Annotated in this window: 19 protein-coding genes; 12 read left to right on the forward strand and 7 right to left on the reverse strand. The window is 60.9% G+C overall.

The annotated features are described in order from the left end of the window. Window positions 1-188: 188 nt before the first annotated feature. The gene (locus tag BT116_RS14930; RefSeq protein ID WP_072345119.1) at window positions 189-2,639 is read right to left on the reverse strand and encodes a glycogen/starch/alpha-glucan phosphorylase; all 2,451 of its coding nucleotides are present in this window, start codon (window positions 2,637-2,639) and stop codon (window positions 189-191) included. A gap of 253 nt (window positions 2,640-2,892) precedes the next feature. Here BT116_RS14930 and BT116_RS14935 point away from each other — a divergent pair, with 253 nt between their 5' ends. After that, window positions 2,893-3,330 carry a YkgJ family cysteine cluster protein gene (locus BT116_RS14935; protein ID WP_072345121.1) on the forward strand — a complete coding sequence of 146 codons (438 nt, stop codon included), beginning with the start codon at window positions 2,893-2,895 and terminating at the stop codon, window positions 3,328-3,330. A gap of 191 nt (window positions 3,331-3,521) precedes the next feature. Here the strand turns inward: BT116_RS14935 and typA are convergent, their stop codons facing one another. Together typA and thiI are read right to left on the reverse strand one after the other, a co-directional pair. Further along, window positions 3,522-5,342 (reverse strand): translational GTPase TypA, encoded by a 1,821-nt coding sequence (typA, locus tag BT116_RS14940; protein WP_072345123.1) that lies wholly within the window; start codon window positions 5,340-5,342, stop codon window positions 3,522-3,524. 138 nt (window positions 5,343-5,480) lie between these two features. Continuing rightward, window positions 5,481-6,935 (reverse strand): tRNA uracil 4-sulfurtransferase ThiI, encoded by a 1,455-nt coding sequence (thiI, locus tag BT116_RS14945; protein ID WP_072345124.1) that lies wholly within the window; start codon window positions 6,933-6,935, stop codon window positions 5,481-5,483. Between the two features lie 328 nt (window positions 6,936-7,263). On the opposite strand from thiI, the gene glnA reads away from it, so the two are divergent. The 6 genes from glnA (at window position 7,264) to ntrC (ending at window position 13,453) form a co-directional block, all read left to right on the forward strand. After that, window positions 7,264-8,670 (forward strand): type I glutamate--ammonia ligase, encoded by a 1,407-nt coding sequence (gene glnA, locus BT116_RS14950; RefSeq protein WP_003196860.1) that lies wholly within the window; start codon window positions 7,264-7,266, stop codon window positions 8,668-8,670. 121 nt (window positions 8,671-8,791) lie between these two features. Continuing rightward, a complete protein-coding gene (locus tag BT116_RS14955) occupies window positions 8,792-9,355 on the forward strand; it encodes a chorismate mutase (protein ID WP_072345126.1) in 564 nt (187 codons plus the stop codon). A gap of 186 nt (window positions 9,356-9,541) precedes the next feature. Beyond that, window positions 9,542-10,060: a DUF4124 domain-containing protein gene (locus tag BT116_RS14960; RefSeq protein WP_072345128.1), complete on the forward strand. Its 519-nt coding sequence runs from the start codon at window positions 9,542-9,544 to the stop codon at window positions 10,058-10,060. Then, complete coding sequence (locus BT116_RS14965) at window positions 10,057-10,680, forward strand: DUF4124 domain-containing protein (protein WP_072345130.1); 624 nt, start codon at window positions 10,057-10,059, stop codon at window positions 10,678-10,680. Before BT116_RS14960 ends, BT116_RS14965 begins: the two co-directional genes overlap by 4 nt. Window positions 10,681-10,934: 254 nt before the next feature. Continuing rightward, window positions 10,935-12,020 (forward strand): nitrogen regulation protein NR(II), encoded by a 1,086-nt coding sequence (gene glnL / locus BT116_RS14970; protein ID WP_053117539.1) that lies wholly within the window; start codon window positions 10,935-10,937, stop codon window positions 12,018-12,020. Continuing rightward, window positions 12,017-13,453, forward strand: coding sequence for a nitrogen regulation protein NR(I) (ntrC, locus tag BT116_RS14975; protein ID WP_013692071.1), 1,437 nt, complete (start codon window positions 12,017-12,019; stop codon window positions 13,451-13,453). The genes glnL and ntrC overlap by 4 nt, the downstream gene beginning before the upstream one ends. 493 nt (window positions 13,454-13,946) lie before the next feature. Here ntrC and BT116_RS14980 read toward each other — a convergent pair whose 3' ends face one another. After that, entirely contained in the window at window positions 13,947-14,387 is a 441-nt protein-coding gene (locus BT116_RS14980) for a hypothetical protein (RefSeq protein WP_072345132.1), read from the reverse strand. Here BT116_RS14980 and trmL point away from each other — a divergent pair. After that, the gene (gene trmL, locus BT116_RS14985; RefSeq protein ID WP_072345133.1) at window positions 14,386-14,841 is read left to right on the forward strand and encodes a tRNA (uridine(34)/cytosine(34)/5-carboxymethylaminomethyluridine(34)-2'-O)-methyltransferase TrmL; all 456 of its coding nucleotides are present in this window, start codon (window positions 14,386-14,388) and stop codon (window positions 14,839-14,841) included. The genes BT116_RS14980 and trmL overlap by 2 nt on opposite strands. Window positions 14,842-14,997: 156 nt before the next feature. Here the strand turns inward: trmL and secB are convergent, their stop codons facing one another. Genes secB through BT116_RS15000 form a run of 3 tightly spaced genes read right to left on the reverse strand, consistent with a single transcriptional unit; the run spans window position 14,998 to window position 16,189 of the window. Beyond that, window positions 14,998-15,480, reverse strand: coding sequence for a protein-export chaperone SecB (gene secB, locus BT116_RS14990; protein ID WP_063323358.1), 483 nt, complete (start codon window positions 15,478-15,480; stop codon window positions 14,998-15,000). Window positions 15,481-15,519: 39 nt separating this feature from the next. Next, complete coding sequence (gene grxC, locus BT116_RS14995; protein WP_063323359.1) at window positions 15,520-15,774, reverse strand: glutaredoxin 3; 255 nt, start codon at window positions 15,772-15,774, stop codon at window positions 15,520-15,522. Window position 15,775: 1 nt separating this feature from the next. Beyond that, a complete protein-coding gene (locus tag BT116_RS15000; RefSeq protein ID WP_072345135.1) occupies window positions 15,776-16,189 on the reverse strand; it encodes a rhodanese-like domain-containing protein in 414 nt (137 codons plus the stop codon). Between the two features lie 152 nt (window positions 16,190-16,341). Between BT116_RS15000 and gpmI the strand changes: the two genes are divergently transcribed. The 4 genes from gpmI (at window position 16,342) to BT116_RS15020 (ending at window position 21,627) form a co-directional block, all read left to right on the forward strand. After that, window positions 16,342-17,871: a 2,3-bisphosphoglycerate-independent phosphoglycerate mutase gene (gene gpmI, locus BT116_RS15005; protein WP_072345137.1), complete on the forward strand. Its 1,530-nt coding sequence runs from the start codon at window positions 16,342-16,344 to the stop codon at window positions 17,869-17,871. Between the two features lie 333 nt (window positions 17,872-18,204). Beyond that, on the forward strand, window positions 18,205-19,497 hold the full coding sequence (locus BT116_RS15010; protein ID WP_072345139.1) for a murein hydrolase activator EnvC family protein: 1,293 nt from the start codon (window positions 18,205-18,207) through the stop codon (window positions 19,495-19,497). A 32-nt stretch (window positions 19,498-19,529) separates the two neighbouring features. After that, window positions 19,530-20,846, forward strand: a complete 1,317-nt coding sequence (locus tag BT116_RS15015) for a S41 family peptidase (RefSeq protein ID WP_072345141.1) — start codon at window positions 19,530-19,532, stop codon at window positions 20,844-20,846. Between the two features lies 1 nt (window position 20,847). Continuing rightward, the gene (locus BT116_RS15020) at window positions 20,848-21,627 is read left to right on the forward strand and encodes a divergent polysaccharide deacetylase family protein (protein ID WP_072345143.1); all 780 of its coding nucleotides are present in this window, start codon (window positions 20,848-20,850) and stop codon (window positions 21,625-21,627) included. Window positions 21,628-21,854: the final 227 nt, after the last annotated feature.

Raw genomic sequence — 21,854 nt, forward strand, 5'->3', positions numbered from 1 at the left:
CGATAGCGGCATGACAGACACCTTAAGGCTGACTGATACACTGCTTTCGCGAGCAAGCTCGCTCCCACATTGGAATGTTGGCGCTGCCAATTGCTGAGTCCGGCCACACAGCCCGGCGAAACTGGCGCCTAGTATATCGACGAAGCCCAACCGCCGTTGGGCTTCGCTCACATTTCTTACAGCAAATGCTACTCCAGGGCTTTCCAGATATCGGTGGCGTACTCACGAATGGTCCGGTCCGAGGAGAACCAGCCCATGCGCGCGGTGTTGAGCACCGCCGAACGCCACCATTGCTTGGAGTCGTGCCAACGCTCTTCGACCTTGGCCTGGGCGTTCCAGTACGAGTCGAAGTCGGCGCAGACCAGGAAGCGGTCGTAATCGACCAACGAGTCCACGAGCCCGGCGTAGCGCATCGGATCATCCGGCGAAAACACTCCGCCGCGAATCGCCTGCAACACATCGTTCAGGCGGTGGGACGCGGCGATGTCCGGCGCGGCGCTGAATTCGCCGTTTTGCTTGCGGGCTTCCACCTGCTCGGCGGTCAGGCCGAAGATGAACATGTGTTCACCGCCGACGCGCTCATGCATCTCCACGTTGGCGCCGTCCATGGTACCGATGGTCAGTGCGCCGTTGAGGCCGAACTTCATGTTGCTGGTGCCCGACGCTTCGAAACCGGCCGTGGAGATCTGCTCCGACAGGTCCGCCGCCGGAATGATGCTTTCGGCCAGGCTGACGTTGTAGTTGGGCAGGAACACCACTTTGAGCAAGCCGCGCACGGTCGGGTCGTTGTTCACCACCCGGGCGATGTCGTTGGTCAGCTTGATGATCAGCTTGGCCTGGTGGTAACTGGCAGCGGCCTTGCCGGCGAAGATCTTCACCCGCGGCACCCAGTCCACCTCCGGCTCGGCGCGAATCGCCTGGTACAACGCCACAGTGTGCATCAAGTTGAGCAACTGGCGCTTGTACTCGTGGATCCGCTTGACCTGCACGTCGAACATCGCCGCCGGATTCACAGCGATGCCCAGGCGCTCGTGGATCAGATAGGCCAGGGCCTTCTTGCTGTGCAGGCGCTGCTCGGCGAACAGCTTGCGAAACGCTGGCTTGTCGGCAAACGGCTCCAGTTCGATCAAGCGCTCCTCGGGGTTGTCGAGCACGCTCGGGCCGAGGGCATCGACCATCATCGAGGTCAATTCGGAGTTGGCCTGGAACAGCCATCGGCGGAAGGTGATGCCGTTGGTCTTGTTGTTGATCCGCTCCGGATAGAGTTTGTGCAGCTCGGAAAACACCGTGCTGCGCATTAACTGGGTATGCAGCCCGGACACCCCGTTGACGCTGTGGGAACCCAGGAACGCCAGGTTGCCCATGCGCACCCGGCGACCATTGTCCTCTTCAATCAGCGAAACCGAACGCAGCACATCGAAATCGTGCACGCCCTTGGCCCGCAGTGAATCGATGTGCTGGGCGTTGATCAGGTAGATGATCTGCATGTGCCGGGGCAACATGCGCTCCATCAGCCCCACCGGCCAGGTTTCCAGGGCTTCGGGCAGCAACGTGTGGTTGGTGTAGGACAACGTGTCCTGGGTGATCTGCCAGGCCGCATCCCAGGCCACGTCGTAGACGTCCACCAGTTGCCGCATCAGTTCGGCCACGGCAATGGATGGGTGAGTGTCGTTGAGCTGGATTGCCGCGTGATCGCCCAGGGTCAGCACCGAGGTGTGCATGTTGCGATGGCGACGCAGCAGGTCCTGCAGCGAGGCGGCCACGAAGAAGTATTCCTGGCGCAGACGCAGTTCCTGGCCAGCCTCGGTGCTGTCGGCCGGGTACAGCACGCGGGAAATACTTTCGGCCCGGGCCACTTCGGCTACCGCGCCCAAGTGGTCGCCGGCGTTGAAGCGCTCCAGGTGCAAATCTTCCACAGCGCGGGCGCGCCACAGGCGCAGGGTATTGACGCTGGCTCCGCGCCAGCCCACCACCGGCGTGTCGTAGGCAATGGCCCGCACGGTTTCGGCCGGGGACCAGACTTGCCGGGTCTTGCCGGCCTCATCGGTCACGGTTTCGACGCTACCGCCAAAGCCGATCGGGTAGACCACCTCCGGGCGCTCGAACTCCCAAGGGTTGCCGAAATCCAGCCAATGCTCGGTCTGCTCCTGCTGCCAGCCGTCAACGATGGCCTGGCGAAACAAGCCGTGCTCATAACGGATGCCGTAGCCATGGCCGGCGATGCCCAGGGTGGACATGCTTTCCATGAAACACGCGGCCAAACGGCCAAGACCGCCGTTGCCCAATGCTGCATCTGGCTCGAGCAGACGAATGCGCTCCAGGTCCACACCCAGTTCGGTCAGGGCTTCGCGCGCCGTGTCCAGCAGGCCGAGGTTGCTCAGGCTGTCGTAGAGCAAGCGGCCGATGAGGAATTCCAGGGAGAGGTAATAGACGCGCTTCTGGCCCTTGCGGTAGATCTGTCGCGTGTGGTCCATCCAGTGTTCGACCATGTGGTCGCGGGCGGCAAGGGCAATGGCTTCGAACCAATCGTGATCAAACGCATGATCCGGGTCCTTGCCGACGGCATAAGTGAGTTTGGTCAACACGGCGTCGCGAAATGCGGCAACTTCAGCTTCGCGAACAAGTGGTTCTTGAGTCATTGATAAGACCTCGAACGAGCATGGAATTGTCTGAGCCTAGACGGTCTGACAGACGGTACAGGCTCTTGGTTCGGTGGATTTCCCCGAGTGTCGGAGAATCGCCGCCATGGAATTGCCGGATGCTCGAATGAATGCAGGGGCCGTGCCGATCCGGGCGGGTTTGGCCGGGATGAAAAAAAACTGGCGGATGGTCGTTCAAAATTTCACCAGTCCCGGTATGATCGCGCGCCCTGATGCATGCTGGTAAACCGTGATGATGAAGCCCAACCTGATCGCCGCCGCGGAGATCGACCGACTCGATACCTGGGCCAAGTACTCCGCCCCGATGTGCGGTTCCTGCGTGTCGAGCTGCTGCACGCTACCGGTGGAGGTCAAGATCAAGGACCTTATCCGCATCGGCATCGTCGATGAGTTCGAACTGGGCGACCCGCCGAAGAACATCGCCAAGCGCCTGCAAAAGGAAGGGATCGTCGAGCGCTACAACCAGAAGTCGGAAATCTTCACGCTCCAGCGCATGAGCAACAACGATTGCCTTTATCTGGACCGCAAGAGCCGGTTGTGCACCATTTATGAGAAACGCCCGGACACTTGCCGCAACCATCCGCGGATTGGGCCACGGCCGGGGTATTGTGCCTACAAGCCCAAGGAAGCGGAACGCGAGCGCAATCCGCGGACGCTGGATCGCTTTTGATCAACTGATGTTCGGCGGTGCCTGATCTGACGCCTTTGCGAGCAAGCCGGCTCCCACAGGTCCAGCGCCGTCCTTGTGGGAGCGGGCTTGCTCGCAAAGACGGCCTACCCATCACCACATCATTTCAGGCACAAAAAAACGCCCCCTATCTCACGATCGGGGGCGTTTTTTATTCAGCCTGGGCTAAACGATCAAGCCTTGGCTTTCTTGGCGGCGCGGGTACGCTCGCTTTCGTCCAGGATTTTCTTGCGAAGACGGATGGACTTAGGCGTCACTTCGCACAACTCGTCGTCCTGGATGAATTCCAGGGCCTGTTCCAGGGTGAAGCGAACAGGTGGAACCAAGGCGATGGTTTCGTCTTTACCCGAAGCACGCATGTTGTCGAGCTTCTTGCCCTTGGTAGGGTTCACGCCCAGGTCGTTGTCACGGCTGTTCAGACCAACGATCTGGCCGCCGTAGATTTCCTGGCCGTGCTCGACGAACAGCTTGCCACGCGCCTGGAGGGTTTCCAGGGAGTAAGTCAGCGCCTTGCCGGTTTCGACGGAAACCAGGACGCCGTTCTGACGGCCGGACATGTCGCCGGACTTCATCACGTCGTAACGGTCGAAGATCGAGGTCAGGATGCCAGCGCCGTTGGTCAGGGTCAGGAACTGGTTACGGAAACCGATCAGGCCACGAGCAGGGATGTTGTATTCCAGACGAACACGGCCCTTGCCATCCGGCACCATGTTGGTCAGGTCGCCCTTACGCAGGCCCATCTCTTCCATCACCTTGCCCTGGGATTCTTCTGGCAGGTCGATGGTGACGTTTTCGAACGGTTCGTGCTTCACGCCATCAACCAGGCGGATGATCACTTCCGGACGGCCTACAGCCATTTCGAAGCCTTCGCGACGCATGGTTTCGATCAGTACCGAGAGGTGCAGTTCGCCACGGCCGGAGACCTTGAACTTGTCAGCCGAGTCGCCTTCTTCAACGCGCAGTGCAACGTTGTACAGCAGCTCTTTGTCCAGACGCTCCTTGATGTTACGGGAGGTCACGAACTTGCCTTCTTTACCGCAGAACGGCGAGTCGTTTACCTGGAAGGTCATGGAAACGGTTGGCTCGTCGACGGTCAACGGCTTCATCGCTTCGACGGTGTCCGGGTGGCACAGGGTGTCGGAGATGAACAGCTCGTCCATACCGCTGATGCAAACGATGTCGCCAGCCGCTGCTTCTTCAACGTCTACACGATGCAGACCGTGGTGACCCATCAGCTTCAGGATACGACCGTTACGCTTCTTGCCGTCGGCGCCGATAGCCACAACCGGGGTGTTCGGCTTGACGCGACCGCGGGCGATACGGCCAACGCCGATCACACCCAGGAAGCTGTTGTAGTCCAGTGCGGAGATTTGCATCTGGAACGGACCGTCACGGTCAACCGCCGGCGCCGGTACGTTGTCGACGATCGACTGGTACAGCGGGGTCATGTCTTCAGCCATGTCGTTGTGGTCCAGACCGGCAATGCCGTTCAGGGCCGAGGCGTAGACGACTTTGAAGTCCAGCTGTTCTTCGGTGGCACCCAGGTTGTCGAACAGATCGAAGATCTGGTCCAGGACCCAGTCCGGACGCGCGCCTGGACGGTCAACCTTGTTGATGCACACGATCGGACGCAGGCCGGCTTCGAAAGCCTTCTTGGTCACGAAACGGGTTTGCGGCATAGGGCCGTCCTGGGCGTCAACCAGCAGCAGCACGGAGTCGACCATCGACATCACGCGCTCTACTTCACCACCGAAGTCGGCGTGGCCCGGGGTGTCCACGATGTTGATGTGGTAGCCGTTCCAGTTGATGGCGGTGTTTTTCGCCAGAATGGTAATACCGCGCTCTTTTTCCTGGTCGTTGGAGTCCATCACGCGCTCGTCGTTGAGCTCGTTGCGCTCCAGGGTGCCGGATTGACGCAAGAGTTTGTCTACCAGGGTGGTCTTACCATGGTCAACGTGGGCAATGATGGCGATGTTGCGTAGATTTTCGATCACTTGTGTATCTCGATCAGAGGATTCGGTGTGCTGACAGGTCGTGGCAGCGATTTACGTTGAGTCCGACAAGGCCGTTACAGCCTGGCGGCGGCGTCGGGGGGCCGGTGACGCAGGCCACAGGCAAACAGCCCCGGGCACTTAGCTCGGTCGATAAACGCGCACATTGGCATGCCCCTCACTGAGCAAATGGTGGGCATGCAGGCGACTCATCACGCCTTTGTCGCAATACAGCAGGTACTGGCGAGTAGGGTCCAGTTCCTTGAAACGCGCGTTCACGGCATAGAACGGCATCGTTTTTACCTCGATGCCGGCAATCTCCAGCGGGTCGTCTTCAGCGTCGTCCGGGTGACGGATGTCGATGATGATCTGACCGGCCAGCGCTTCGCCGACTTCTTCAATCTGAATGTCCTGGCCCAACTCATCGATGACTCGATCGATCGGCACCAGCCTGGCGTTTTCGAGCGCACGCTCAAGCACCGCCATGTCGAATTCTTTCTCTTCGTGCTCCACCCGCCCGCGCTTGGCCGCCGTCTTCGGATTGACCGAGATGACGCCGCAGTACTCCGGCATGTGCCGGGCAAACTCGGCGGTGCCGATTTCGTTGGCCTGGTCGATGATGTCCTGCTTGTGGCTGGCAATCAGCGGCCGCAAGACCAGCTTCTCGGTCACGCAGTCGATCACCGACAAGTTCGGCAACGTCTGGCTCGACACCTGGGAGATCGCCTCGCCGGTCACCAGCGCATCGATGTGCAGGCGGTCGGCAATGCTCGACGCGGCACGCAACATCATACGCTTCAAAATGACGCCCATATGACTGTTATCGACTTTGCCGAGAATCTCGCCCAGGACTTCCTCGAACGGCACACTCACAAATAACACGCGTTGGGAACTGCCGTACTTCTTCCAGATGAAGTGCGCCACTTCCATCACGCCCAGTTCATGGGCGCGCCCGCCGAGGTTGAAGAAGCAGAAATGGCTCATCAACCCGCGACGCATGATCTGGTAGGCGGCCACCGTGGAGTCGAAACCGCCGGACATCAGCACCAGGGTCTGCTCCAGCGAACCCAGCGGATAACCGCCGATGCTGTTGTGCTGGCTGTGGATCACGAACAGCCGCTGGTCGCGAATTTCGATGCGCACTTCGATCTGCGGATCTTTCAGCGAAATACCGGCCGCGCCGCACTGTCGGCGCAACTGGCTGCCGACGTACTTCTCCACATCCATCGAACTGAACGGGTGCTTGCCGGCACGCTTGCAGCGCACCGAAAAAATCTTGCCGGCCAGGGCATCACCATAATGGAGCATGCACTTGGCAAGGATGTCGTCGAAATCCCCCAGCGGGTATTCATCGACTTGCAGGAAATGCGCGATGCCCGGCATGCAGCTCAGGCGCTCGGTCATTTCCTTCAGGACCTTGGGCTCACTGACACGGGTTTCCAGCTCGAGGTTGTCCCACACGCCATTCACCACCACGGCCGGGTCCAGGTCTCGGAGCACGGCACGGATGTTCTTGGCCAACTGGCGGATGAAACGCATCCGTACCGGGCGGCTCTTGATGGTGATCTCGGGGAAGACTTTTACGATTAGTTTCATGAAAACAGCGCGCGAACGGCCAGCCGAAAAAGGGGGGCGCGGATTATAGCGGAAATTGCTCAAGGTTTAACCAGTTTATGTGCAGATGGTTTTGCATGCACCAAAACAGGTCATTATCGATTGACGACGCCACATTGCAGTGCGTTATTGTCTGACAATCTTTGATTAACGCCCTTAAAAGCGTGGATTTGGTGCAAAAAACCCATGCTGGGGCACTGGCATGCAATTTGCTCCCTTGTGAGGCAGGTTGCCTTGGCAGAGTATTCGCGCCGGCATCACCCATATCTAAGGGCACTCCACTACCCGCCCGAAGCCACCCGGAGGACATATGTCGAAGTCGGTTCAACTCATCAAAGATCATGACGTCAAGTGGATTGATCTGCGCTTCACTGACACCAAAGGTACTCAACATCACGTGACCATGCCGGCCCGTGATGCGCTGGACGACGAATTCTTTGAAATCGGGAAAATGTTCGACGGCTCCTCCATCTCTGGCTGGAAAGGCATCGAAGCCTCCGACATGATCCTGATGCCGGACGACGAAACTGCCGTCCTGGACCCGTTCACCGAAGAGCCGACCCTGATTCTGGTCTGCGACATCATCGAACCTTCGACCATGCAAGGCTATGACCGCGACCCACGCGCCATCGCCCACCGCGCCGAGGAATACCTGAAGTCCACCGGTATCGGCGACACCGCTTTCTTCGGTCCTGAGCCTGAGTTCTTCATCTTCGACTCGGTCAAGTTCAAGTCTGATATCTCCGGCTCCATGTTCAAGATCTTCTCCGAACAAGGTTCGTGGATGTCCGACCAGGACGTGGAAGGCGGCAACAAAGGCCACCGCCCAGGCATCAAGGGCGGCTACTTCCCGGTTCCACCGTTCGACCACGACCACGAAATCCGTACCTCCATGTGCAACGCACTGGAAGAGATGGGCCAGACCGTCGAAGTTCACCACCACGAAGTGGCAACTGCCGGCCAGAACGAAATCGGCGTGAAGTTCAACACGCTGGTCAAGAAGGCTGACGAAGTCCAGACCCTGAAGTACTGCGTACACAACGTTGCCGACGCCTACGGTCGCACCGCGACCTTCATGCCTAAGCCACTGTACGGCGACAACGGTTCGGGCATGCACGTTCACATGTCGATCTCCAAAGACGGCAAGAACACCTTCGCAGGCGAAGGCTATGCCGGCCTGTCGGACACCGCCCTGTACTTCATCGGCGGTATCATCAAGCACGGTAAGGCGTTGAACGGCTTCACCAACCCGTCGACCAACTCCTACAAGCGTCTGGTACCAGGCTTCGAAGCTCCGGTCATGCTGGCCTACTCGGCTCGCAACCGTTCCGCCTCGATCCGTATTCCTTACGTGAACAGCCCTAAAGCCCGCCGTATCGAAGCGCGCTTCCCGGATCCGGCTGCCAACCCGTACCTGGCCTTCGCCGCACTGATGATGGCCGGCCTGGACGGTATCCAGAACAAGATCCACCCTGGCGATGCCGCTGACAAAAACCTGTATGACCTGCCGCCTGAAGAGGCCAAGGAAATCCCACAGGTTTGCGGCAGCCTGAAAGAAGCCCTGGAAGAGCTGGACAAGGGCCGTGCGTTCCTGACCAAGGGCGGCGTATTCAGCGATGACTTCATCGACGCTTACATCGCGCTGAAAAGCGAAGAAGAAATCAAGGTTCGCACCTTCGTACACCCACTGGAATACGAGCTGTACTACAGCTGCTGATCCAGTAAACGCCGCCACGCACGGCGTGAATAAAGAGAGGCCTCCTTCGGGAGGCCTTTTTTATGGGCGCAGGTTACGTGCATGATGCCTCGTCGCTCCCCCATAGAAGACGAGACCGCCCATGACTTTGCGCTTCAAGCTCTGCCTTGCCCTGTCTGCCGCACTGCTGGCCTCCACCGCCGAAGCCGCCTCGGCTCGCGCCCCCGAGGCCCTTAGCCCGTTGCTTAACGCCATTGGCGAACGCCTGGCCCTTGGCGATCAAGTGGCGTTGAGCAAATGGGACAGCCATAAACCGGTAGAAGACCGTCAGCGCGAGCGTGAAGTCATTGCCGCCGCCGTTGCCCAGGCACCGGCCTACAAGCTGAGTGGCGAAACCGTGGAAGCGTTTTTCGCCGCCCAGATAGAAGCCAACAAAATGGTGCAGTACATCAACCTGTCCGACTGGGCCCTGGAAGGCAAGGCCCCCGACCTCCCACGCCCGGACCTGGTGGGAGAGATCCGCCCGCAACTCGATCGCCTGCAAAAACGCCTGCTGCAACAACTGGCCGACTTCACCCCCTACCGCACAGACCCGCAGTGCCCGCAATGGCTGGCCCGGGCCACCCACCACAACAAGCAGCACCCGGTGCACCGCCTCGCCCTGATCCGAGCGACCGGTGAGCTGTGCATCTCCCCAAAATCCTAAGACAACCCCCCTCCCCCTGTGGGAGCGAGCTTGCTCGCGATGGCGGAGTGTCAGGCACAGGGATGCTGGATGTGCCGGCCTCATCGCGAGCAAGCTTCCCACAGGGGTTATGTGCAACAACTTGGGTCAATCACCCTCCCTGACCTATGCTGCAACCCATCACTTTTCGTTTTCGGTCGATTTTCCATGGGTCGTGGTTTTTCAATCATCCTGTTCTTGCTGCTGACGCTGCCCGCCGCCGCGCAGATCTACAAGTACACCGACGCCGACGGCAACACCGCCTACAGCAACCAGCCGCCTCTAGGCGTGCCGGCCCAGGCGGTGGAGTTGCCGCCGCTCAACAACATCGAACGCCAACCCCCGGCCAGCCCGAAAACACCGCCAGCCCCCGCCAACAGCGACGAGCCGCGCAATGCCTACGAGATATTGGAACTGACGGACATCCCCACCGACGAGGCCCTGCGCGCCAACAATGGCACCTTCACCGTTGGCGTCCGGGCGCAACCACGCCTGCAGAGCCCGCATCTGTTCCGGCTGTTGCTGGACGGCCAACCCTACGGCCAGGCGTCCAACGTGCCGCGCCTGCAATTGGTGAATATCGATCGGGGCGAGCACAGCCTGGCGGTTCAAGTCATCGACGGGGACAATCTCGTGCAACAGAGTGAAACCGTGACGTTCACCGTGCAGCGGGTGCACCAGCCGTGATCCGCTGGCTGATCGCCCTAGGCCTTTCGCTGGCCGCGCTGCCGGGCATGGCACAGGTCTATACCTACATCGACGCCCAGGGCAATCGCGTCTTCACCGATCAACCGCGTCCCGGCAATGCGAAGAAGGTACAGCTGCCCCCCGCCAACCGCCTGCCAACGCCGCCCGCCAGCACAAACCCTCCGCCCGCGGCAGAAGCCCCGCCCAAGCCACTGTTCCATTACGAAATGCTCCGGCTGCTGATCCCCGAGCCGGACGCGACGATACGCAGCACCGCAGGCGAACTGATCGTCAGCGTCACCAGCGAACCCGGCCTGAAAAAAGGCCACCGCTATCGCTTGCTGCTCGACGGCCAGCCAACAGGCGCGCCGGGGCCAAGCCCGGTGTTTGCCTTGAACAACATCGATCGAGGCACCCATCAACTGGCGGTGGAAATCCTCGATGAGCAAGACCGCATCGTCGAGCGCACCGCCAACCAGCCCTTCCATATGCAACGCATGTCCCTGGCGCAAAAGCGCCGCATCAAACCCTGCGCCACGGCCGATTACGGTCAACGCCCCGAGTGCCCCCTCGCCGAAAAGCCTGAAGAAGAAAAAAGCAGCATCTTGCCGTTCTTCTGATGCCGTTCAGGATGACGCACTATATTGGTGCAAACACTTGCACGCTACTCAGTTTCCAAACCCATTTTGGTTCGAAAGTACCCGAAAAAGCTGGCAGAACGCCACGCAACTGGGCGAAAAACACCCTTTTGAGGCTCTAAACGCTTCTTTTCGGAGCCTTGGTTTGGTTTTTGCATTTTCCTTTGTAACAGCGCATTAATCGCGCGCGCAATTTGGGACCAGCCCCGAGTTGCTACGCTCCAAAAGAGGTCCTGATGACCATTAGCGACGCACTACACCGCTTGCTGCTCGACAACCTCACCACCGCGACCATCCTGCTCGATGCCGAACTGCGCCTCGAGTACATGAACCCGGCGGCCGAGATGCTCCTGGCCGTCAGTGGCCAGCGCAGCCACGGGCAGTTCATCAGCGAGTTGTTCACCGAGTCCGCCGAAGCGCTCAACTCCTTGCGCCAGGCGGTGGAACAGGCCCATCCGTTCACCAAGCGCGAAGCGATGCTCACCGCGTTGACCGGCCAGACCCTGACCGTGGATTATGCGGTCACGCCGATCCTGAACAACGGCGCCACCTTGCTGCTGCTGGAAGTCCACCCGCGTGATCGCTTGCTGCGCATCACCAAGGAGGAGGCGCAGTTGTCCAAGCAGGAAACCAGCAAGATGCTGGTGCGCGGCCTGGCCCACGAGATCAAGAACCCCCTCGGCGGGATTCGTGGCGCGGCACAGTTGCTCGCCCGCGAACTGCCGGAAGAAAGCCTCAAGGACTACACCAACGTCATCATCGAAGAAGCCGACCGCCTGCGGAACCTGGTGGACCGCATGCTCGGCTCGAACAAGCTGCCATCGCTGGCGATGTGCAACGTCCATGAAGTGCTGGAGCGGGTCAGCAGCCTGGTGGAAGCCGAAAGCCAGGGCTGCATCACCTTGGTGCGCGACTATGACCCGAGCATTCCCGATGTCTTGATCGACCGCGAGCAAATGATCCAGGCAGTGCTGAACATCGTGCGCAATGCGATGCAGGCCATCAGCAGCCAGAACGAGCTGCGCCTGGGCCGCATCAGCCTGCGCACCCGGGCCATGCGCCAGTTCACCATCGGCCATGTGCGCCATCGCCTGGTGACCAAGATCGAGATCATCGACAACGGCCCGGGCATCCCTGCCGAGCTGCAGGAAACCATCTTTTTTCCCATGGTCAGCGGCCGTCCGGACGGTACCGGGCTGGGCCTGGCCATTACCCAGAACATCATCAGTCAGCATCAGGGCTTGATCGAGTGTGAAAGCCACCCCGGCCACACCACCTTCTCGATCTTCCTGCCACTGGAACAAGGAGCCACATCGACATGAGCCGTAGTGAAACCGTGTGGATCGTCGATGACGACCGTTCTATCCGTTGGGTCCTGGAAAAAGCCTTGCAACAGGAAGGCATGACCACCCAGAGCTTCGACAGCGCCGATGGGGTGATGAGCCGCCTGGCGCGTCAGCAACCGGACGTCATCATCTCCGACATCCGCATGCCTGGCGCCAGCGGCCTGGACCTGCTGGCGCGGATTCGCGAACAGCATCCGCGGCTGCCGGTGATCATCATGACCGCCCATTCCGACCTGGACAGCGCCGTGGCGTCCTACCAGGGCGGCGCTTTCGAATACCTGCCCAAGCCATTCGACGTCGATGAAGCCGTGTCGCTGGTTAAGCGCGCCAACCAACACGCCCAGGAACAACAGGGCATGGAAGAGGTGCCGGCCCTGGCCCGCACGCCGGAAATCATCGGTGAAGCGCCAGCGATGCAGGAAGTGTTTCGCGCCATCGGGCGCCTGAGCCACTCCAACATCACCGTGCTGATCAACGGCGAGTCGGGCACCGGTAAGGAACTGGTGGCCCACGCCTTGCACCGCCACAGTCCACGCGCGGCATCGCCGTTCATCGCGCTGAACATGGCGGCGATTCCCAAGGACCTGATGGAGTCCGAGCTGTTCGGCCACGAAAAAGGTGCGTTCACCGGCGCGGCCAACCTGCGACGCGGACGCTTCGAGCAAGCCGACGGCGGCACGTTGTTCCTCGATGAAATCGGCGACATGCCGGCAGACACCCAGACCCGCTTGCTGCGCGTACTGGCCGATGGCGAGTTCTATCGGGTGGGCGGGCATACGCCGGTCAAGGTGGACGTGCGCATCATCGCCGCGACCCACCAGAACCTGGAAACCCTGGTTCACGCCGGCAAATTCCGTGAGGACTTGTTCCATCGCCTGAACGTGATCCGCATTCATATCCCGCGCCTGGCGGATCGTCGCGAAGACATCCCGACCCTGGCCAGGCACTTTCTCAGCCGCGCGGCCCAGGAATTGGCGGTCGAGCCAAAGCTGCTCAAGAGCGAAACCGAGGAATACCTCAAGAACTTGCCGTGGCCGGGCAACGTGCGTCAGTTGGAGAACACCTGCCGCTGGATCACGGTGATGGCTTCGGGTCGCGAAGTGCACATCAGCGACCTGCCGCCAGAGCTGTTGAGCCTGCCGCAGGATTCGGCTCCGGTGACCAACTGGGAGCAAGCCCTGCGCCAGTGGGCCGACCAGGCCCTGTCCCGTGGCCAGTCGAGCCTGCTGGACAGCGCGGTGCCAAGTTTCGAGCGGATCATGATCGAGACCGCCCTCAAGCACACCGCTGGCCGCCGCCGCGACGCCGCAGTGCTGCTGGGCTGGGGCCGCAATACCTTGACCCGCAAGATCAAGGAATTGGGGATGAAGGTCGATGGCGGGGATGATGATGACGGGGACGAGGGCTGAATCGCCTTTAGCCCTTCGCTGAATTTGAAGGCCAATCGCGAGCAAGCTCGCTCCCACAATGGAAACGTAACGCCTGTGGGAGCGAGCTTGCTCGCGAAGCTTTTAAAAGCGCCATGCACCGCATCAATGCACTGCGAACCGCAATTGCGCATGCACGAAGAGCCAAAACCAATCGCTCCAGGTCGAAAAAATCACACAAATAAAAACAAAAGCCCCGGAATACGGGGCTTTTCGCATCACCAGCAGTTTTTTGTGACAAGCCATTTAAAACTGGCACGCCCCCTGCAATAGCTCAATCACTACCCAGTTTCGGGGACCTTGGTACAGGCAGGCCGGGGATTCCCCATTTTATACCGGGCTCATCGAGCCCACTGTTTTGGGGGCCTTGATACAGGCAGGTCAAGGTTTCCCTTCTTTACACCAGGGCCGGACCTTCGCGGTAAGCCCTCCCGTTTTGGGGACCTTGGTACAGGCAGGCCGGGGATTCCCTCTTTTATTGCTCCTGGAGACGGACCTCCAGCCGCCAGCGGTCATCGACCTCGCTGCCGGTCCATGCCCCGCACAATGGACGCGCCGCCACCAACGTCAGCAACAACCCCTTGTCACTCAATCGCACCCGCCAGTTCACGTCCTTGCCATTGAGCTTTAACTGGCCGCTCTGCGATCGCCCTTGCGCTTCGAACAACAGCGCCACCGAGCCGTCGATGACTTCCCCGTGCAGCTTGGGTTCGGTGTTGAACCAGGCCACCACCCCACCGTCTATCACCTCGACCTGCTGCAGCACGCTCGGTTCAGGCGTGGTCAGGCGTCCGATCATCAATCCGACCATCATGCCGAAGATCGCCAACGAGCCCATCACCCGAGGCATTAGCTTCGAACGTCGGTCGGTTTGCAGCGTAGAATGCCGCTCATCTTCATCTGCGGAGCCGTGCATGTTTCACGTCATCCTTTTTCAACCGGAAATTCCGCCGAATACCGGCAATGTCATCAGGCTGTGCGCCAACAGCGGCTGCCACCTGCATTTGATCGAACCGCTGGGCTTCGAGATGGACGACAAGCGCCTGCGCCGTGCCGGCCTCGACTACCACGAGTATGCCACCTTGCAGCGCCATGCAGACCTCGCCAGTTGTCTGGAAAGCCTCGGGCATCCGCGCCTGTTCGCCTTTACCACCAAGGGTTCGCGGCCGTTCCATGACGCCCGCTTCGTCGCCGGTGATGCGTTCCTGTTCGGCCCGGAAAGCCGTGGCCTGCCGGCCGAGGTGCTGGACGCCCTGCCCGCCGACCAGCGCCTGCGCCTGCCAATGCGCGAAGGCTGTCGCAGCCTGAACCTGTCCAATACCGTGGCAGTGGCGGTTTATGAGGCGTGGCGGCAGAACGACTTCGCTTGAGGCTCAGCCTGCCAGAAACACCTGTGGGAGCGAGCTTGCTCGCGATTGCGGTGGATCAGCCGACTTTAATGTTGACTGGTGCACCGCTATCGCGAGCAACCTCGCTCCCACAGGTTTTGTGCCTGGCTGTAGGGCGCTATGCCCGACGGTCGACGCTTATTGAACGGTCGCGCCGCCTTCTTGCTGCATGCGCTGCAGTTCTTGCGCGTACAGGGCATCGAAGTTCACCGGAGCCAGCATCAGGGCCGGGAACGAACCGCGGGTCACCAGGCTGTCCAGGGTTTCGCGGGCGTAGGGGAACAGGATGTTCGGGCAGAACGCACCCAGGGTGTGGCTCATCGAAGCGGCATCCAGGTTCTTGATCAGGAAGATCCCGGCCTGCTGCACTTCGGCGATGAACGCCACTTCTTCACCGTTCTTCACAGTCACCGACAGGGTCAGCACCACTTCATGGAAGTCGTCTTCCAGGGCCTTCTGGCGGGTGTTCAGGTCCAGGCCGACGCTCGGCTCCCACTGCTGGCGAAAGATCGCCGGGCTTTTCGGGGCCTCGAAGGACAGGTCACGGACATAAATGCGCTGCAAGGAGAATTGCGGTGCGGCTTCTTCTTCGCTGGCAGCTGTGTTCTGTTGGTCAGTCATCGCAGATCCTTCTTACTTTCAGGTTCTTGAGTGGGAAATTCAGGCCTTGAGCATCGCGTCGAGCTTGCCGGCGCGCTCCAGGGCGAACAGATCATCGCAGCCGCCCACGTGGGTGCTGCCGATCCAGATCTGCGGCACGGACGTGCGTCCGGCCTTTTGGGTCATTTCGGCGCGCAGTTGCGGCTTGCCGTCGACCTTGATCTCTTCGAAAGCCACGCCTTTGTTCTGGAGCAGGTACTTGGCTCGAGAGCAATAGGGGCAGTAATCGCTGGAATAGACAACAACGTGGGCCATCTCACTTCACCAGGGGCAGGTTGTCGGCTTTCCAGCTCGTAACGCCACCGGAGAGCTTGGCGGCGGTGAAACCGGATTTCATCAACTCGCGGGCAAGGGTACCGGCGTGCTGGCCTTGGCCATCCACCAGGATCAGCGTCTTGGCCTTGTGCTTTTCCAGTTCGCCGATGCGCGCGATCAGTTTGTCCTGGGGAATGTTCAATGCCCCGACAATGTGACCGGCGGCGTAATCCTTGCTCGGGCGGATGTCCACCACCACACCGGCATCCTTGTTGACCAGCGCCGTCAGCTCGCCGGTGCTCAGGCTACGACCGCCACCCTGCATCGTATGGGCGACCAGCAACGCCAGCAGTACGACGAAGATACCGACGAGAATGTAGTGGTTAGTGGCAAATTCAATCAGGTGAGCAACCATCGAAGGAGGTTCCAGGGCGTTAAAATGTCGGCCAGTATACACAGCACGCAAGGCCGGCCAAACCCCGCCCGGCGGTGACGCCGTCGGAACTTACCTTTAAACTGCCCGTCCCTTTTCCATCGTCTTCTTTTAACCCGCCACGAGTGGATTCCATGACTACCACGCCTAAACCTTTGGTCCTGATGATTCTCGACGGCTTCGGTCACAGTGACAGCCACGAATCCAATGCCGTGTATTCGGCCAACAAGCCCGTGCTGGACCGCCTGTGGGCCACCGTGCCGAACGGCCTGATTTCCGGCAGCGGCATGGACGTCGGCCTCCCGGACGGGCAGATGGGCAACTCCGAAGTCGGCCACATGAACCTCGGCGCAGGCCGCGTGGTGTATCAGGACTTCACCCGTGTGACCAAATCGATCCGCGACGGTGAGTTCTTCGAAAACCCGACCATCTGCGCCGCCGTGGATAAAGCCGTGGCAGCCGGCAAGGCCGTGCATTTCATGGGCCTGCTGTCCGACGGTGGCGTGCACAGCCACCAGGATCACCTGATTGCCATGGCCGAACTGGCCTTCAAGCGCGGCGCCGAGAAGATCTACCTGCACGCGTTCCTCGATGGCCGCGACACCCCGCCGAAAAGCGCCACCTCGTCGATCGAACTGCTGGACGCCACCTTCCAGGCCCTCGGCAAGGGGCGCATCGCCAGCCTCATTGGCCGCTATTACGCCATGGACCGTGACAACCGTTGGGACCGCGTGTCCCAAGCCTACAACCTGATCGTCGACGGCAGCGCCGAATTCAACGCCGCCACCGCCCAGCAAGGCCTGCAAGCCGCCTACGAGCGCGGCGAAAGCGATGAGTTCGTCAAGGCCACCACCATTGGCGAGCCGGTCAAGGTCGAGGACGGCGATGCCGTGGTGTTCATGAACTTCCGCGCCGACCGCGCTCGCGAACTGACCCGCGTGTTTGTCGAAGACGACTTCAAGGAATTCGAACGCGCCCGCCAGCCGAAACTGGCCGGTTTCGTCATGCTGACCCAATACGCCGCCAGCATCCCCGCACCATCGGCCTTCGCCGCCGGCAGCCTGGAAAACGTGCTGGGCGACTACCTGGCGAAAAACGGCAAGACCCAACTGCGCATCGCCGAAACCGAGAAATACGCCCACGTGACGTTCTTTTTCTCCGGCGGCCGCGAAGAACCCTTCCCGGGCGAAGAACGCATCCTGATTCCCTCGCCGAAAGTCGCCACCTACGACCTGCAACCGGAGATGAGCGCACCGGAAGTGACCGACCGCATCGTCGAGGCCATTGAAAACCAGCGTTACGACGTGATCGTGGTCAACTACGCCAACGGCGACATGGTCGGCCACAGCGGTGTGTTCGAGGCGGCGGTCAAGGCCGTGGAATGCCTGGACACCTGCGTTGGCCGCATCGTCGAAGCCCTGGAAAAGGTCGGTGGCGAAGCATTGATCACGGCCGACCACGGCAACGTCGAGCAGATGTCCGACGAATCCACCGGCCAGGCCCACACCGCTCATACCACCGAGCCGGTGCCGTTCATTTATGTCGGCAAGCGTAACTTCAAGGTCCGTGAGGGCGGCGTACTGGCTGATGTGGCACCAACCATGCTGATGTTGCTGGGCATGGAAAAGCCGGCGGAGATGACCGGGACTTCGATCCTGGTTTGATTCAACACAACCCCCTTGTGGGGCTTGGTGCTCCTCACTTAAGGAAGTAGATGAACCTGTGGCGAGGGGATTTATCCCCGCTGGGGCGCGAAGCGCCCCCAAAACCCGAGCATGCGGTGTGTCAGATGGGTTGGGAGGGACTGCTTCGCAGTCCAACGGGGATAAATCCCCTCGCCACAATGAATCGGGCAATCCTTAAGTAAGCATTGCGCCCCCACAAAGGGGTTTGCAGTGTTTTTCCGGCCAGTTATCACACAGCCCCAAATGGGCGTTTTTTTTGCAGCGTGGGGCGGGCATACTAGGCCGTCCCTTTCCCTGGTGTCGCCCGCCTCTATGCTTCGCGTCCTGATAGCCCTCGCTCTGACTTGCCTGCTCCAACCGGCCTTTGCCGACGAGCGCGCGCAAACCCAACAACAGTTGGAAGCCACGCGCCAGGACATTGCCGAGCTGAAAAAACTGCTGGGCAAGTTGCAGGAAGAGAAATCCAGTGTGCAGAAAGACCTGCGCGGCACTGAAACCGAGATGGGCAAGCTGGAGAAGCAGGTCGACGCCCTGCAAAAGGAACTGAAGAAAAGCGAATCCGAGCTGCAGCGGCTCGATGGAGAGAAAAAAAAACTCCAGAGCGCGCGCACTGAACAGCAAAAGCTGATCGCCATCCAGGCCCGGGCCGCCTACCAGAACGGTCGCCAGGAATACCTCAAGCTGCTGCTCAACCAGCAGAATCCCGAGAAGTTCGCCCGCACCCTCACCTATTACGATTACCTGAGCCAGGCCCGCCTGGAACAACTCAAGAGCTTCAACGAAACCCTGCGCCAACTGGCCAATGTCGAAAAAGACATCGAATTGCAGCAAGCCCAGCTGTTGGTACAGAAAAGCAGCCTCGACACCCAGCGCGAAGAACTCGAGAAGGTTCGCAAGGAACGCCAGGTGGCCCTGGCCAAGCTCAATGACGACGTGAAGGCCCGCGACAGCAAGCTCAAGGCCCGCGAGCAAGACCAGGCCGAACTGGCCAATGTGTTGAAAACCATCGAAGAGACCCTGGCCCGTCAGGCTCGAGAGGCGGAAGAAGCGCGCCAGAAAGCGCTGATCGCCCAGCAGGAAGCCGAAAAAAAGCGTTTGCGTGAAGCCCAGGCCGACGCAGACGCCGGCGATGCGCCGCGCAAGCCGGTGAAATCCAGCCCCGGCGCCTTGGTTTCCAGTGATGGCGAAACCTTCGGCGGTGCTTTTGCGTCGGCCCGGGGCAAACTTCCATGGCCGGTCAATGGTCGATTACTTGCGCGCTTCGGTGAAACCCGTGGCGACGACACCCGCACCAAGTGGGACGGCGTGATGATCAGCGCCTCCGCCGGCAGCCAGGTGCATGCCGTTCATGGCGGGCGCGTGGTATTCGCCGATTGGTTGCGCGGCGCCGGCCTGCTGGTGATCCTGGATCACGGCAACGGTTATTTGAGCCTGTACGGCCACAACCAGACGCTGCTCAAATCGGCGGGGGATGTGGTCAAGGCCGGTGAGTCCATCTCCACGGTCGGCAACAGTGGCGGGCAGGATACGCCAGCACTGTATTTCGCTATTCGTCAGCAGGGTCGCCCCAGTGACCCGGCCCAATGGTGTCGTGCGCAAGGATAAGCGCGCCCATCCTATTAAGGAGTTCGTTCGACATGCTGCATTTGTCCCGCCTTACCTCGCTGGCCCTGACGATCGCCCTGGTGATCGGTGCGCCCCTGGCTTTCGCCGCCGAACCGGTCCCGTCGGCACCCGCCGCCACAGCCGCGACCACCAAGGCCCCGCTGCCGCTGGACGAACTGCGCACCTTTGCCGAGGTCATGGACCGGATCAAGGCCGCCTACGTGGAACCTGTGGATGACAAGATGCTGCTGGAGAACGCCATCAAAGGCATGCTCAGCAACCTTGACCCGCACTCGGCCTACCTGGGGCCGGACGACTTTGCCGAACTGCAGGAAAGCACCAGCGGCGAATTCGGCGGCCTGGGCATCGAGGTCGGCAGCGAAGACGGTTTCGTCAAAGTGGTTTCGCCGATCGACGACACGCCCGCTTCCAAGGCCGGCATCCAGGCCGGCGACTTCATCGTCAAGATCAATGGCCAGCCGACGCGCGGCCAGAGCATGACCGAAGCCGTGGACAAGATGCGCGGCAAGATCGGCCAGAAGATCACCCTGACCCTGGTGCGCGACGGCGGTACGCCATTCGACGTGACCCTGACCCGTGCGGTCATCCAGGTCAAAAGCGTGAAGAGCCAGCTGCTGGAGTCGGGCTACGGCTACATCCGCATCACCCAGTTCCAGGTCAAGACCGGCGAAGAAGTCGCCAAGGCCCTGGCCAAGATGCGCAAGGATAACGGCAAGAAGCTCAACGGCCTGGTCCTGGACCTGCGCAACAACCCCGGCGGCGTGCTGCAATCGGCGGTGGAAGTGGTGGATCACTTCATCACCAAGGGCCTTATCGTCTACACCAAGGGCCGCATCGCCAATTCCGAGCTGCGCTTCTCGGCCACCGGCAACGACCTGAGCGAAGCCGTGCCGCTGGTGGTGCTGATCAACGGCGGCAGCGCCTCGGCCTCGGAAATCGTCGCCGGCGCCCTGCAGGACCAGAAGCGCGCTGTGGTCATGGGCACCACCAGTTTCGGCAAGGGCTCGGTGCAGACCGTATTGCCGCTGAACAACGACCGCGCCCTGAAGATCACCACCGCGCTGTACTTCACGCCCAACGGCCGCTCGATCCAGGCCCAGGGCATCGTCCCGGACATCGAGGTGCGCAAGGCCAAGATCACCAACGAGCAGGACAGCGAATACTTCAAGGAAGCCGACCTGCAAGGTCACCTGGGCAATGGCAACGGCGGTGCCGACAAACCGACCGGTTCCGGTGGCAAGGCCAAGCCAATGCCGCAGGATGACGACTATCAGCTGGCCCAGGCCTTGAGCCTGCTCAAAGGGTTGAACATCACGTCCGGCCGCTGAGATGGGCCTGCGCTTCATCTTCGTCCTGCTGTGCCTGCTAGCGGGAGCCGTTAACGCGGCGCCCGCCACGCCCTCCTCGCCGCACAAAGCCTACCTGAGCCTGATCATCGACGACCTGGGGCAAAACCTGCCCCGGGATCGCCGGGTACTGGCCCTCCCCGGCCCGGTCACCACCGCGATCATGCCTGACACGCCCCACGCCGCCGAATTCGCCCGCGAAGCCCATCGCGCCGGCAAACTGGTCATGCTGCACATGCCCATGGACCCGGCCACCGGGCCGTTCGCCTGGCATCCGGAGCTGCCCATCGAAGAACTGGGCAAGCGCCTCGACGCCGCGTTCGCTGCCGTGCCTTATACCAGCGGGATCAACAATCACATGGGCAGCCGCATGACTGCCCAGCCCCAGGCCATGGCGTGGCTGATGGCGAACTTGCAGCAGCGACACAAGTTTTTCGTCGACAGCCGCACCAGCGCCCAGACAGTCGCCGCCGCCGAGGCACAGAAGATCGGCCTCGCCAGTGTCTCGCGGGACGTGTTCCTGGACGACGAGCGCACCGAAGCGGCCATCGCCCACCAGCTGCAAACCGCCATCGATCTGGCCCGTCGACAAGGCTCGGCCGTGATGATCGGCCACCCCTACCCACAGACCCTGGCAGTGCTCGAACGCGAACTACCCAAGCTCAAGGCCCAGGGCATCGAGTGGATCGACATCAAGTCGATGATCAGCCTGCGCAGCAATCGGGCGATGGTCGGGCATGGGAAGGATGGGGTTTATCGGTAGCGGCTGGGCTCTACCTCAAACCGCGTCGCCTTCATCTCGAGCAGGCTCGCCCACAGAGGCATGCTTTGTGTTCACAGCCCCCCCTGTGGGAGCGGCTTGCTCGCGAAGGTGTCAGCCCAGACAACCCGTGGTTTGGCTTGAAGCTGATCGTCCCCACGCTCTGCGTGGGGATGCATCCCGTGACGCTCTGCGTCACCTGCCAGAAGCGGAACGCGGAGCGTCCCTGG

The organism is Pseudomonas sp. NFACC16-2 (assembly GCF_900119205.1).
Taxonomy (GTDB): domain Bacteria; phylum Pseudomonadota; class Gammaproteobacteria; order Pseudomonadales; family Pseudomonadaceae; genus Aquipseudomonas; species Aquipseudomonas fluorescens_Q.